Annotated in this window: 10 protein-coding genes; 7 read left to right on the forward strand and 3 right to left on the reverse strand. The window is 43.8% G+C overall.

Going from position 1 to position 14,121, the window contains the following annotated elements; all coding sequences use genetic code 11:
* The first annotated feature begins 563 nt into the window (after positions 1 to 563).
* The 4 genes from LU351_RS12885 (at position 564) to LU351_RS12900 (ending at position 6,323) form a co-directional block, all read left to right on the forward strand.
* Positions 564 to 1,769, forward strand: a complete 1,206-nt coding sequence (locus LU351_RS12885; protein ID WP_232594492.1) for an efflux RND transporter periplasmic adaptor subunit — start codon at positions 564 to 566, stop codon at positions 1,767 to 1,769.
* A complete protein-coding gene (locus LU351_RS12890; protein ID WP_232594493.1) occupies positions 1,756 to 4,905 on the forward strand; it encodes an efflux RND transporter permease subunit in 3,150 nt (1,049 codons plus the stop codon). The genes LU351_RS12885 and LU351_RS12890 overlap by 14 nt, the downstream gene beginning before the upstream one ends.
* A 57-nt stretch (positions 4,906 to 4,962) precedes the next feature.
* Positions 4,963 to 5,640, forward strand: a complete 678-nt coding sequence (locus tag LU351_RS12895) for a flagellar brake protein (RefSeq protein WP_232594494.1) — start codon at positions 4,963 to 4,965, stop codon at positions 5,638 to 5,640.
* A gap of 137 nt (positions 5,641 to 5,777) precedes the next feature.
* Positions 5,778 to 6,323 (forward strand): hypothetical protein, encoded by a 546-nt coding sequence (locus LU351_RS12900; protein WP_232594495.1) that lies wholly within the window; start codon positions 5,778 to 5,780, stop codon positions 6,321 to 6,323.
* A gap of 271 nt (positions 6,324 to 6,594) precedes the next feature.
* On the opposite strand, the gene LU351_RS12905 is transcribed toward LU351_RS12900, so the two are convergent.
* A complete protein-coding gene (locus tag LU351_RS12905; RefSeq protein WP_232594496.1) occupies positions 6,595 to 7,374 on the reverse strand; it encodes a hypothetical protein in 780 nt (259 codons plus the stop codon).
* A gap of 1,279 nt (positions 7,375 to 8,653) precedes the next feature.
* Positions 8,654 to 9,058 carry a hypothetical protein gene (locus LU351_RS12910; protein ID WP_232594497.1) on the reverse strand — a complete coding sequence of 135 codons (405 nt, stop codon included), beginning with the start codon at positions 9,056 to 9,058 and terminating at the stop codon, positions 8,654 to 8,656.
* A 325-nt stretch (positions 9,059 to 9,383) separates the two neighbouring features.
* Between LU351_RS12910 and dinB the strand changes: the two genes are divergently transcribed.
* The 3 genes from dinB to LU351_RS12925 all read left to right on the forward strand — a co-directional run bounded on the left by dinB (position 9,384) and on the right by LU351_RS12925 (position 12,578).
* Positions 9,384 to 10,490, forward strand: coding sequence for a DNA polymerase IV (dinB, locus tag LU351_RS12915; protein WP_232594498.1), 1,107 nt, complete (start codon positions 9,384 to 9,386; stop codon positions 10,488 to 10,490).
* Positions 10,491 to 10,803: 313 nt separating this feature from the next.
* Positions 10,804 to 11,928, forward strand: a complete 1,125-nt coding sequence (locus tag LU351_RS12920) for a hypothetical protein (RefSeq protein WP_232594499.1) — start codon at positions 10,804 to 10,806, stop codon at positions 11,926 to 11,928.
* A gap of 230 nt (positions 11,929 to 12,158) precedes the next feature.
* Positions 12,159 to 12,578, forward strand: a complete 420-nt coding sequence (locus tag LU351_RS12925; protein ID WP_232594500.1) for an ExbD/TolR family protein — start codon at positions 12,159 to 12,161, stop codon at positions 12,576 to 12,578.
* A 64-nt stretch (positions 12,579 to 12,642) separates the two neighbouring features.
* Here the strand turns inward: LU351_RS12925 and LU351_RS12930 are convergent, their stop codons facing one another.
* Positions 12,643 to 13,941, reverse strand: a complete 1,299-nt coding sequence (locus tag LU351_RS12930; protein WP_232594501.1) for a polyhydroxyalkanoate depolymerase — start codon at positions 13,939 to 13,941, stop codon at positions 12,643 to 12,645.
* Between the last annotated feature and the right edge of the window lie 180 nt (positions 13,942 to 14,121).

Raw genomic sequence — 14,121 nt, forward strand, 5'->3', positions numbered from 1 at the left:
ATGTATCGTGTTTTAGAATAAAATCTTAGGGTGGATTTTAAATATTACTTTTCTAAATAGGCGGTTTATTCTGATCAATCCATTTCCACTCTTTCTTCCCCTTTTCTACGAATCCGCTTTTAATTAGTCAGCATACCCCCCTCCCCTCATTATTATTCTCTTATGGTAATTATTCTTCCATAGTATTTTTTGCGATTGGTTTGAATAATGAAAATTACGCCATTTATATTGGCTCATATGTGAATAAAAGCATACAAAATAGATGGCGTAGGGCAATCGCTTTCTCTTGCTTCTTCGTAACTAAAATCAGTTTGGTTGAGCCTCTCATGTATCTAAACGTCTCGCGGTGATGTTGCTGGCCATCTGGGGTCTTAAGTCTGTCTTTTAAATAAGCTACTGTACGTTAACGGACCATTATGGTTTTGTGGGAGAAATGGGGTTGTAGCCAGTAAGTATGTTTAGGGTTGATTGTATTGATCTGGATTGTATTGGTATTGATTATATTAGTATTGATTGCACTTATATGGGCTGTATTGATTGAAAACGCTTAGGAAGGACGTTACATGTCAATAATTAATGTGAGTAATGAGAATAAAAATCGAGTGATTGCGGCCATTATCTTTTTGGTTTTAAGTTTGTGGTTGTTATCGGGTGTATTGTCTACGTCAGAAAAAAATAATTCTGATCCATCAGAAAATACGGTTACGTCAGAGAGCACCAATCGCAAAACATTAGACCGAGAATTAGAGCAGCAAACGGTTCGTGCTCAATGGTATGAGGCAAAATCGTATGCTCGTCAGATTTTGGTGAAATCAAGAACAGAGCCTTTACGACGAGTGTTAATGCGTTCTGAAATATTTGGTCGGATTACCTCATTGCCCCAAGACCGAGGAGACTGGGTTTCTCATGGAGATGTGATCTGCGAAATTGCTACAGACGACCGTGCAGCGAGGTTAGATGATGCAAGAGCACGGCTGGCAAGCGCTCAAATTGATTACCAGGGTGCAAAGCGACTTGAAAATGATGGTTATCAGTCTCAGGCCGCTATCGCTTCGGCAAAAGCAGCACTTAACAGCGCCAAACTGAGTGTGGCTCAAGCACAGTTGGATATGGATCGAAGAAATATTCGTGCCCCTTTTGATGGTTACGTTAATCAACGGCCGGTAGAAGTAGGAGATTATTTAAGAGTCGGCGATACCTGTGCAGAAATTATCGAATTGAACCCATTGGCTGTTATCGGGCGTGTATCTGAATCCCAGGCAACACAATTCAAGGTTGGTGCACCTGCACAAATCAGGCTTCAAAACGGTTTAATTTTTTCCGGAGAAGTGGCTTTTATTGAGGGGCGAGCAGATGAAACTACACGAACTTATGAAGTCGAAATTCAAATGGAAAACCCAAATGCCGCAGTGAAAGCCGGAGCTTCGGCAGAGGTGAATGTGACGGCCGAGACGGTAATGGCACATCAACTGCCTGCAGCAGTACTGACTTTACGTGACGATGGAAATGTTGCGGTGAAGTTATTAGGCAAAGAAAATGAAGTGGTATTACACACAGTTGAGATAGTGGGTGATGGTGATGATGGTGTGTGGGTAAAAGGCTTACCTAAAGACAGTTTGGTGATTACGGTGGGGCAGGAATATGTGTCGGTTGGACAAACAGTTTCGGTCGATATTGCCAGTAATAAAGAGGGTCAGCAATTGCCTTCTTTGAATAAGTCCGCCACTGAAAACCCACAAAAGTTAGGAGTGGCCAATGAGAATTATTGAAGCAGCCACTCAGCGTGCTCGGGCCACTTTATGCATTATGGGCCTGCTGTTAATAATTGGGTTGTTTTCTCGTTTTAATATGACCCTAGAGGCTGAGCCTGATATTCCTGTACCTGTTCTAGTCGTGTCGGTATTTCTAGATGGTGTCTCTCCTCAGGATGCCGATCGACTATTAATTCGCCCCTTGGAGCAGGAGTTTAGATCGTTAACGGATGTGAAAGAAATGAGCTCCACTGCCCGCGAGTCGGTAGCGTATGTGGTATTGGAGTTTGAATCAGGCACAGATATTGACCAGGCCTTGCTGGATGTGAGAGCAAAAGTAGATCGAGCTAGAGCTGAATTGCCGGTAGATGCGGAAGAGCCTGTTGTAGAGGAGGTTTCTGCTCAAGGTGTGGCCGCCATTATTATCACTTTAAGTGGCAGTGGGGCAACGGAACGTGAATTATTTACCGTTGCAAAACAATTGGAGCGTGCCATTGAATCATTACCGGATGTGTTTGAAGCCAACCTTGTTGGTGTAAGAGAAGAAGTCATTGAAATTCTTATTGATCCTATTCGCCTTGAGTATTACGGGTTAACCAGTAATGACTTGGCGTCAGCGGTGGCTAGTAACAATTTATTAATTCCAGCAGGGGAGCTGGATGAAAATGGCGGCCGTTTTTCCGTAAAAGTCCCGAGTCTTCTTGAGACCCGAGAGGATATTTTCTCATTGCCCCTTAAAAGTACTATGGACGGCGTGATCACATTGGGCGATGTTGCCGATGTGCGTCGTACATTTAAAGATCCAAGCCGTTATACCACCGTCAATGGCGAAAAAGCGATGGCCATTGAAGTGGAAAAACGGAACGATGCAAATAGCATCGAGTTGTCATTGGCTGTGCGGCAGGTGGTAGAAGAAATGAAAGCGCAGGTGCCACCTTCGATAAAAGTCGGTTACGTGTTTGATCAGTCTGATTTTACATTGGGCATGGTCGGAGAAATGCAAGGCAATATTGTTACTGCCATGTGTTTGGTCTTTATTGTCGTCGTTGCCACCTTGGGTTTTCGCTCAGGTTTGTTGGTAGGGGCAGGCATTCCCTTTTCATTATTGTTTGCCTTAATTGTGGTTTACATGCTGGGCTATTCCTTTAATTTTATGGTGATGTTTGGAATGTTGCTGGCCCTGGGTATGTTAATCGATGGTTCTATTGTGATTACGGAATTTGCAGACCGAAAAATGGCGGAGGGCATTTCTGCTCGTAGTGCGTATCAAATTTCAGTAAAACGTATGTTTTGGCCAGTTGCTGCGTCGACGGCAACCACATTGGCTGCCTTTTTGCCGCTTATGTTTTGGCCGGGAGTGGCTGGGAAATTCATGAGCTATTTACCGGTGACGGTCTTTGCAGTACTAACCGGTTCTTTATTGTATGCGTTATTTTTTGCGCCTGTTCTGGGCTCCTTATTCGGTAAAGGTCAGATCAATTCAAAGGCAACGGAATACTTCTCTTTATTGGAAGGTACGCAACCATGGAAAATTAGTGGACTAACGGGGAAATACGCAAGCCTTTTATTGGTATTGACTCGCCACCCCTTGATAACCGGTGGGGTGGCATTAGCGACGTTGTATTTCATCTTTAAAGCTTATGGTGCAGGAAATGCTGGCGTACAATTTTTTGTCGAAACTGAACAACAATACGGTTTTGTCGAAGTTCGAGCGATGGGTAACTTATCCGTAGAGCAGTCTCGAGACCTTGTGCAAGAAGTTGAGCGTCTTGTATTAGAGGTTCCTGAGGTGGCGATGACTTATGCTGCCAGTGGTGCTGGTGCAAATCAGGCTGGGGCGAGAGCGCCTGAGAAGGATCAAATTGGCAGTATGTGGGTGGAATTACATAAGTTAGAAACGTTACCTCGATCCAGCCGAGAAGTTTTTGAAGAAATTCGACAGGTTGTTGAAGGTATTCCCGGTATTAAAGCAACAGCGGGATTATTGGAAGGTGGTCCTCCGGTGGGTAAACCTATTCAAATACAATTGGAATCCACCGAGCCGGAGTTATTAATTCAAGAAGCTCGACGCATACGACATTATCTGGAAACGGTTGAAGGTCTAAGAGACATTAGTGACTCAACACCGCCGCCAGGTATTGAATGGCAGCTCAAAGTGGATCGTGCTTTAGCGGACCAATTGGGAGTGAGTACGGTCGATATTGGGAGAACCGTGCAAATGGTGACAAATGGAGCATTGCTGGGTGAGTACCGACCCAATGATGCCGATGAAGAAATTGAAATTCGCGTTCGTTTTCCAGAATCTTATCGGGGAATTGATGCCTTGGATAAATTGGCGATTAACACGATACAAGGCCCGGTGACGATTAGTAATTTTGTTACTCGTGTGCCTGAGCCTAAAGTAGATAAAGTCTCACGTGTGGACGGAGATATGGTGATGACAGTGAAGTCGGATGTCAAACCGGGAGTATTGGCGGATACCAAACTGTCTGAAATCCGAAAGTGGCTAAATGAGAATCCAACCGAGCCTGGTGTGAGATTGGTCTTTAGAGGTGCCAATGAGGAACAAGAGAATTCACAAGCATTTTTGATGGTGGCTTTTTCCCTTGCTTTGTTTCTGATGTTTGTCTTACTGGTGACGCAATTTAATAGTTTTTATCAAGCCTTTTTAATTTTATCTGCAGTGGTGATGTCAACGGCGGGTGTTTTATTGGGTTTATTGGTGACGCAAAGTGTATTCAGTACCATTATGACCGGTGTTGGCATTGTCGCTTTGGCGGGTATTGTCGTGAATAATAATATTGTATTGATTGATACCTATAACCATATTCGCCGCAGCCACCCAGAAGTAGTGGCGCCAGAGGCGGCCGTAATGGCCAGTGCTCAACGGATTCGTCCGGTATTTTTAACAACCATTACGACAATATTGGGGTTAATGCCGATTGCGTTTGGTATCAGTGTAGACTTAATCGGGCGCGATATTATTACAGGTGGTGCACTGGCGTCGTGGTGGGTGCCTTTAGCCAGTGCCATTGTCTATGGATTGGCTTTTTCTACCGTGCTTACCTTATTAGTCACACCCGTTATGTTGGTGATTCCCGATATTCTCGAACGTTTTTTCCATCGAAAGTCTCGAATAGGTCAACCGGCTTGATGCATTTGATGTCTAGGTTAATAATGATCATCAAGATGAATTTTAGATGCACTATTTATGGATTTTAGTCAGTTACAATTACGTTATGGGTATCCCATTCAGTTACATGTTATGTCAACTCGCGGGGAGCCTACTAAATTAAAGCTTTCTCTTTATGGTGCATGTCCTGGGCATGGCTTAATGGTTTCTATGCCGCGTTCTGCGGTGAGCAAACGTTTACGATCAGGGTTAAAGGTGATGGCGAATATCATGCTGTCAAATGGTATTTGCTCATTCCCTGCCCGAATTTTGTCAACAGCCAATAGCCCAGTACCGATGATTTACTTGAGCTACCCTGAAAGAATAACGTTCAAAGAAATTCGTGGCGCCACGCGAGTTGAGGTGGACGAGTCCATTCGCGCAGAAAATTTGAGTTCGATAGAGGAGCGAGTGTGTTCTGGAGTATTGGGTGATATCAGTATTTCTGGTGCTCGATTGAAATTGAATGATCCTATTGCCGATATCGGTGATGAATTGAGAATCTCGTCAGATATTCTTATTGGCCAAAATACTTATGAATTGGATTTGGTCGCTACTGTTCGAGCAAGAGTTGAGCGTACCACGCGAGAGGTCGAAGAAAATGTGCCGGCGGTATTTGGTGTGGAGTTTACAGAGCTGTCGAAGCAGCAGCAATTGACCTTACATGCCTATGTTTACCATAGGATGATCAAAGACCCGACCTTTATTAGCCCATAAAATCGATGATGATGAGTGCACAAAATAGGAAAAAGGCTTTTAACTTGTTACCGATGCTACGCGATTTTGGTTTTTGCTGCACTGCATTGAGGAGAGGAAGGTCAATTAAAGTGTGTCTCACCTCAGTGGTGCTTTTTTTGTCGCACCCTGTATTCGTACACTCCGATTCAAAACGATTATGGTTGCCGGCGAGCTATCAGTATTTGTTACCTCAATTACGGAAAGCCGCAAGTATTGTCGAAGAGACGCCCCGTTGCCAAAAAATCTTGCGTGGTGAACGAATAGAAGCATTGAGTACAGATGAGCATCCTATGTTTCGCATCATATGTCGAGACAGTAACTTTATGTCTTACCCTGTTGTGGTGGACGGAAAAACATTCGCTGTTCAGCAAAATGAAGACGGTGGTAAAAAAGAGCGGCACAAGCGCTTTAATGAAAAGTACTGGGCAATTTGTACTAAGGCGTTAGAGCAGCGAGCAAGCGCAATGCAGAATTTGAAATGGCATTTTCCAACTGAGCCTAAGCCCACATCGTTAACCACAGACCTTGTCACTTATGAATTGGACTTCGATGCGACGAGTGTGAGTGGTGAAGCGTTACGCTATCGTGGGTTCTGTCGTTTTTCTTCTATTTCAGAATTTGAAATAGATCTAAAGCCTCGATCACTCATCAATTCTAAATGAGCGTACTTTCAGTTTTATTTATATGGCAAATGACAATGGAAGGCGTTTACTTTTTATTCTAAAAAGCCTCTTTCACGACTCAGTTATGAAGCATGATCCTATTTGTTGAGGGTGTGGTGGTTATTTGTAAAGAAACACTTTGTTAATAACAGAATACAAACATAAAAAAAGAGCCTGAATAAGGCTCTTTTTTTATTCTTAGTCACTCTGCTGAGTATCGACGTTATTCTTTGATAACGTTTTTGTACCCAGTGACATCATCGCTGTTGAATTACTCAGCTGGTCTTACTTTTGGTGGACGACCGCGACGCTTCTTCGGTGGAGTGCCTGCTGCTGGTGCAGTCGTTACGGCAGCGGTTGCTGTCTTAGGCTTAGGTCCACGTTTTGCACCTGGCTTAGGTCCACGTTTTGCACCTGGCTTAGGTCCACGTTTCGCGCCTGGCTTAGGTCCACGTTTCGCGCCTGGCTTAGGTCCGCGTTTCGCGCCTGGTTTAGGTCCACGTTTTGCTGGAGTTTTGGTTTCAGCCGTTGTTGTGGTTGCTGTCTTGGTAGCAGCTTTTTTAGCGGCGGCTTTTTCTTTGGCGGCGGCTTTTTTGGCAGCGGCTTTCTCTTTAACAGCGGCTTTTTTAGCGGCAGCTTTTTCTTTAGCAGCCTTCTCTTTAGCGATGCGAGCAAGCTCTTTACTTTCTGCTTTCGCGATAGCATTTGCTGCTTTGTTTGCAATCTTCAGTTCTTTCAGCTCTGCTTTTAGCGTCGCTACTTCGGATTTTGCGTTAGCTGCTTTCTCGACACATACTTTAACGGTTTCGCGAGCTGCGGCTACTTTTTGTGCTGCAGTTGGTGTCTTTTTGGTACGAGCAGTGGCTAACTTAGCTCGTGCTTTAGACGCGTCAGAAGCAGCTTTTTTGGCTTCGTTTGATAGCTTGGTGATACTTTTTGCCAAAGAGGCTTCTTGGTCGGCGCGAGCCTTTGCAAGTTTAGTTTTGAGTACAGCGAGTTCCTGTTCCAGTTTAGCGACAGGATCAACTGCGGTAGCTTTGCGTGCAGCCATGATCGTTTCCTTTATGGATAATTAAATTGCTAGCAACAATTATGAAATTTAATAGGCCCGTATAAATTAAGCCTTTGACAAAAAATTTCAAGCACTTTGCTAAAAAATAGACCATTTTTATGGGTCTGCGAAGAAAAAAAGAGCGATTTTTCTATTTTTTTCATCTTCGGAGGCAAATTTTTATTTAATTCGTTAATGAAAAAAGCCGTTTTATTGTCCTTGCTCTTCTGAATTGTTCTTTGTATTTGGCAATGGGAGTCCAAAATCCTTTGATTGAGACGTTAAAAACTTCTTCATGTGCACATAAAATTTGAGTGTGATGTCTTGTTTTTCTTATTGCAAAGTTCTCTCGATACCGTTTAAGAATTTTCATCGCCTCTTTCAATCAAATCCATTTCTTCCAATCAAAAGCGAGTTTGATGTGTGAAACATGGGGTGGACATTGATTGTGTTCTTTCTGAATGTATTTTGAGAGGTCGTGTGTGAACAAGATGGGGCATTTACCAGTAAATGGATTGTCGAAAGTCTTATTTCAATCCCAGAAAGTGAAAATTTTGACATTCTTCGTCACAATTTATCGAAAAAGATGCAAAGTGATTCAAATCCGCTTTTTGTCTGTTCACACATTGCGAATTTGTAAAACCACTGGTGTTGCTCACGGCTTTTCTTTCAGTCATCTACTGCTTCATTTACAAAGATTCGAGAATCGTTTCTCTCAAAACGTTACATGCCGAAGGGTGATGATCGGAAGGTGAGAGAGATGATTGGCTTTGTGATGGTGTGAATGTGAAAAAGTAGCGAAGTGAAAGCGTTTTGATTTGAAAGAGATTCTTGATGAGGGCATTTATCCTCTATGCGATTCAAGTGTTGAGTCACTTCGACAAAACTCACAGAGTGAGTGCAAAAAGAGCGTGTCTCTTTACGGCTTTCCTTGTTACTCATTCTGGTTATTGACATTTCTCCTTGTCACATTCCGTTGTTGACAGTGGAGTTGTTGGATTGTTTATAAAGTGAAGGTAGCCAGATAAGCCAGTTGAGAACGGCATCGTTGTATGGGCTGTTTTAAGAAATCCACTTAAGAGCCAGCTTCAACAGAACCGACTTCAACCAATGGCTAGTCATGTGCATTGGTTGAGTCATTTTTGAGAGTCGTCTTACCAATGTTATTGTCGATTGCATATGTTGAGCTGAGAGAAAACGGATAAATATTTTCGTTCATTGGCAAAGCGGCTGTAATTGCATTTTGCAAAAAGTGGGGACTCTCTTTCTGTATTGGTCGTTATAAGGGGCCGTTGGGTATAAATTTATTGTCGGAATGTTGTTTGATCCATTGAAGGCGTTCTTTTCCCAGTTTGATGCCTTGAGATTTCAGTAGTTGATTAAGAGCGATCACGGGAGATTGGGAGCCGACTTTACACTCTGAAAATTGGTTCTCCGCTACAGTGAGAAAGCGCATGAGATTCCAAATCTCGGATTCAGACAATGATGCTGCAGATTGTTTCCATTGGTCAAAGCTGAGCAACATGGTATTGCGTAATGCATTTCGCTCATCATGAGATAAGAGTGTCGTTAGATTGTTGAGTTTTTCTTCATGGCCTAGTTTAGAAAGTGATTTGAGTTGTTCAACATTGAGCGTTTCTGAAGGTTCAGTATTTTCATTGGGTGACCATGTTTCAATTGTCATGATGTGCCTTTCATATTGATTAATTTACATTCAGTCACTGCGGGCAGAGACGAATATACTGGGCTTGTGTGAGTAGGCGATTTAATTACGCATCGCTGTCGTATCAATAGCAGTAGTAACCTGATGAGTAATAACTTAAACATTCACAATAGATGTTGTGTCATTTCAGCGCTATTGTAGCGGAAAGACGATGATCATTCTCGTGATGTGTGAATTCTTGTTGCTCGATTGTATGTGTGCGCCTTAAATCTCTGAATATTGGCAGTGGTTCTGAATACCTATTTCTATCTTTAGGTCGTCGAGCGTTTCTTAGAGGAAATCGCCATTGAAGGAAAATCGTAAAATTATTCATTGTGATGCGGATTGTTTTTACGCTGCTATTGAAATGAGAGAACGCCCTGAGTTGGCTAACTATCCTATTGCGGTAGGGGGAAGCTCTGATCGGCGAGGAGTCATCTCAACTTGCAATTACTTGGCGCGCAAATTTGGTGTGCGCTCGGCTATGGCCACTGCGACGGCGAAACGTTTATGCCCCCATCTGGTTGTTTTGCCATCAAGAATGCCACTTTATAAGGAAGCTTCTGATGAAATCCGAGAAATTTTTTCGGAGTTTACATCGTTAATTGAGCCTTTATCTCTTGATGAAGCTTATCTTGATGTGACGCAAACCGCTTCACGGAATATGAATGCTGTTTCGATTGCAAAAGAAATTCGTAAGCGTGTTGAGAGGCAGATTAGGATAACAATTTCTGCTGGTGTAGCGCCCAATAAGTTTCTTGCAAAGGTGGCCAGTGATTGGCGTAAACCAGATGGTTTAACGGTAATTCATCCAGAGCAGCTATTGGAATTTGTAAAGCAATTACCGGTAAGTCGTATTCCTGGTGTCGGCAGTAGTACCCAACAAGTGTTGATGTCCCATGGGGTATTTTATTGTGGGCAGCTACAAGAGTGGCCTTTAGAAAAGCTGATACAGTTATTTGGTGAGCAAGGTCGAAAGTTGTATGAGCGAAGCCGAGGTAGAGACGATCGTTTGGTGGTAAGCCAATGGCGACGTAAATCGGTGAGCGTTGAGCGGACTTTTTCAATGGATTTAGAATCGATACAGCAGTGCGATAAGGAATTACCATTATTGTTAGATTGGTTGATTCAGCGTTGGCAGAGATTGGATAATAGTTACGCGATTCACAAACTCGCCGTTAAAGTAAAGTATGCAGATTTTCACAGAGTGTCTGCGGAGCGTGTTTTAGAGATCGGCGAATCGCCTACTGAAGGTTTTACTCCACTGGCACAGCAAGAGCTACTGGATGTCTTTCAACTCTTGTTGAAAGACATATGGCTTCGGCGAACGGCGCCTGTGAGATTGTTAGGTGTGGGGTTTGGCTTAAAAGATGTGAATCATCAATTTTCTGTGCAGCAAGATCTTTTTGTATAATTTCGGAGGTTTGACGTTCTTTCTCTAAAGTGAAGAAAGAGCAAAGATGAATAAGGTTGCTATTATGGCCGATTCAAAGGGATCTATTGGACTTTATAACGTTTATGCACCCGTCTATCTCTTTACAGACCCTTTACAGGTCATAAGAATTTAGCGCTTACCGAGTAGACTAAAAGGTGCAGCAGCGGTGTGTTGAAAAAAAATCATCACAAACCCGCTTTTTTGCGTTGTCAATTCTTACTATTTTTTTTTCATTACCTATAATGCGCACCTTTTTTCTTCGGCCAAAAGTCAGAGATTGGGGTAATACTTAGTGATCGTTTTCACCGCCACTCATACGGTATCTGGAGCTGTCTTTGTAGGAAACGCTCGGGAAGATTTAAATCAATATTGGGCAGAACTGATTAGTTTGGCTGACGGCGGTGCCGTTGGCACTTTTTTCAATTTGTTACGCGAAACGGGCGCCGCTTCTTTCGCATTAGATGAATTCGGTTTTGCCGAAAACCCCGCTGAATCACGAGAGCTTATTCAGGAGGCTCGTGACGAATTAGGGGCCAGTGTCATTAAGATTCCGAAAGGTGCCACTACGGGTGCGGTACGTACACGTTCTGTGACAGCGGCTTCTGAAGTGAAGGCGCTGTTGAGTGGTATTTTTGATGAGTTCGCCGGTGGTGACGATGACTTTGAAGCACTTGACGCCTCCAGTAACTCTTCTTCAAAGAGTACTTCAAATAGTACTTCCAACCGTAATGATTCTGCTGAATCTGATCGTCGAGGATTGAATTCTTCAGCGGCTTCTAGTGCGTCAAACAAAGTCGCTGGCGTTGGATTTTCAAAGCCCAGTACTTTATCAGGGGCAAGACAGGTCAGCGCTCGCAGTCAATCGCAAAATACCGCCCCTGAGGCAACGGGAAAGGCATCGTCTGCGGCTAAAGAGCGCAGAATTAAAGAGGCTATTGCTCAACAACGAGAAGAGCGGGAAAGCGCTAAGCGAAGAGCCGAAACTCAAGATGCGAAAATGATGCGCGATGTGATGCTGAAAATTGAAAAGCAGCGTCTTAATAATAAAGAAACCGCAAAGAGTGCCCGCTTGGCAGAAGCTAAGCGGTTGAAGCAAGCCGAGTCTGAAGCCAAAAAACGCGCTAAAAAAGAAGAAGCGCTTTCGAATCCGAACATTGGGCCTTCTTCTATGGAGGCACCGAAGAAGCGGGTCTTATCGCTCTCTAAGAAGTCTAAGGCTTCGCCTACTAATGCACGTCAGGCAGAGACTTATCTTGCACAAGGTGAGCCTGAGCCGCCACAGCCGGATACGTCTGCCATGTCTCCAAAGGAAGTACGCCGTTTGAGAGCGCAAGCGCAACGTGAAGAGATTCGTCAGTTATTGGCATTGATTCATGCTCGTAAGATGATGAAAGTAAAACCGGCTGCCAATCGCTGATTGAAGATTGGGAGAGTGTTTTTGATCATTATTTCGTCATTCTTTGCTACGGCAAACGATTTTTTGATTGATAAATAGCCAGATTTAGGCGAGAACTCCCACTAAGTGGACTTTTTGGATTTTTTTGGGCTCTAATTAGGGACATTTGGAGTAAAGCTGATAAGATACAGCTCAACTTCATATTCAAGATTTGTTAATCGTTAACCTAAATTGTTGAGGGGAGAGGCGCCGTGAGCCGTAGAAAAGGGCGTGGAACAGCGGAAGAAAAAGCCGATATCGACTTAACACCAATGTTGGACGTGGTGTTCATTATGTTGATTTTCTTCATTGTAACAGCATCGTTCACAAAAGAAGTTGGTCTTGGAGTGAATATTCCAGAGCCTAATGATAATCCTCCACCTGAGGATGGAATGGAAAATATCCTGATCAGCGTTACTCCTGCTGATGAGGTGATGATTGATAATCGTCGTGTGGATGTACGTTCCGTGCGCTCTATCATTGAGCAGAAGCATGCGGAAAATCCCAAAGCGGTTGTGATTATCAAAGCGGATATCGCTTCTACTGCAGCAACTTATGTTGCCATTGCGGATGCGGCTCGAGAAGCGAAGGTGAACCAAGTTTCACTTGTTCCAGATGGAATGAAGAAGTAGTTCCACACAAGACATAAAAAAAGCGCCTTATGGCGCTTTTTTTATGTCTTTATTTTGACTTTGCTTAAGTACCGATTTTGTCTGCTAAAGCTTCTTGGTGTTGTTTCTCCAGTTTGTAGTCGCAGAAAGAGCGAATAAAGTCTTTTAGGCGAGGTTGGATTTCCGTACGGAAGCGCTTTCCATTAAAGACACCATAGTGCCCCACCCCTGGTTGAATGTAGTCAAACTGCATGTTTTGAGGAATGTTCACACAAAGGTCGTGAGCAGCCTGAGTTTGACCAATACCCGAAATATCGTCTCGTTCACCTTCGACGGTCATTAATGCCACTTTGGTAATGGCAGAAGGGTCGACGGTTTGACCTCGATGTTTCAATATACCCCTAGGCAGTTTGTGTTCTTGGAATACATCCTCAATGGTTTGGAGATAAAACTCTTGGGTCAAATCCAATACGGCTAGGTATTCGTTATAAAATTCCCTGTGTTTGGCTACGCTATCGCAGTCACCTTCAATGAGGTGATTGAAGTAGTTTTTATGGGCATTAATGTGCATATCCTGGTTCATCGAGATAAAGCCGCTAAGCTGAACAAAACCTGGGTAGACGCGTCGAAAGGCACCCGGGTTTGGCATAGGCACGGTGTAAATTAGATTATTTCTAAACCACGATAACGGTCTTTCTTCTGCCAGTTTATTGGGGACGGTGGGTGAGCGACGACAATCGATGGGTGAGCCCATAAAGGTCATTGTGGCAGGTAAGGCGTCATCATTGGCTTGAGACATTAATGAAATGGCGGCAAGCACCAGCGGTCCTGGTTGGCAAATCCCAATGACATTGGTGCTAGGGCCAAGAAATTGTAGAATTTCAATGACGTAGTCAATGTAATCATTCAAATCAAACTGCCCTTGCGAGACGGGCACCATGCGGGCATCGGCCCAGTCGGTAATGTATACCTCGTGCTCGGGTAAAAAAGCTTCTACCGTGCCGCGAAGCAGAGTGGCGTAGTGGCCAGATAAGGGGGCCACGAGAAGAACTCTGGGGTCGATGTGCTCTTTGCCGTGGGCTTTTTGAAAGTCCTCTTCGTTACGCTTGAAATGGATAAGATTGGCAAAGGGTTTAGACCAAATAATCTCTTCTTCAATAGCGACCGGTTGACCGTTAATAACGGTTTCCTCCAATCCGAATTCTGGCTTGTCGTACCGGCGTGTCATGCTCTCAAATAAATCGCAGGCAGCGCCAACGAGGCGGCCCGGAAAGGTATAACCTACCGGGTTCATTTTTGAGTCCAATAATTTTTTATTCAGCCCGGCCATATCGCGGAAGGGCTTGAGTACCGCATGATTAAATTCGTACAAGTGATAAAGCATAGGTGTCGTCTCCAACGAACACTGATCACTGAGTGGGTTATCTCAGCATTAATGGGTTTGGGCAGCAGCGGAATGTGTTGCCTTTTCGACCCTTATGACCTTTCATCGTCGCTTTGGCGCTTCACCTTTATTCTTCATCATGGGTGTCAGTATGAAGTACATCGTTTAAGGCTGAGCAAT

The sequence above is a fragment of the Marinibactrum halimedae genome (assembly GCF_021234875.1).
GTDB classification, from domain to species: domain Bacteria; phylum Pseudomonadota; class Gammaproteobacteria; order Pseudomonadales; family Cellvibrionaceae; genus Marinibactrum; species Marinibactrum halimedae.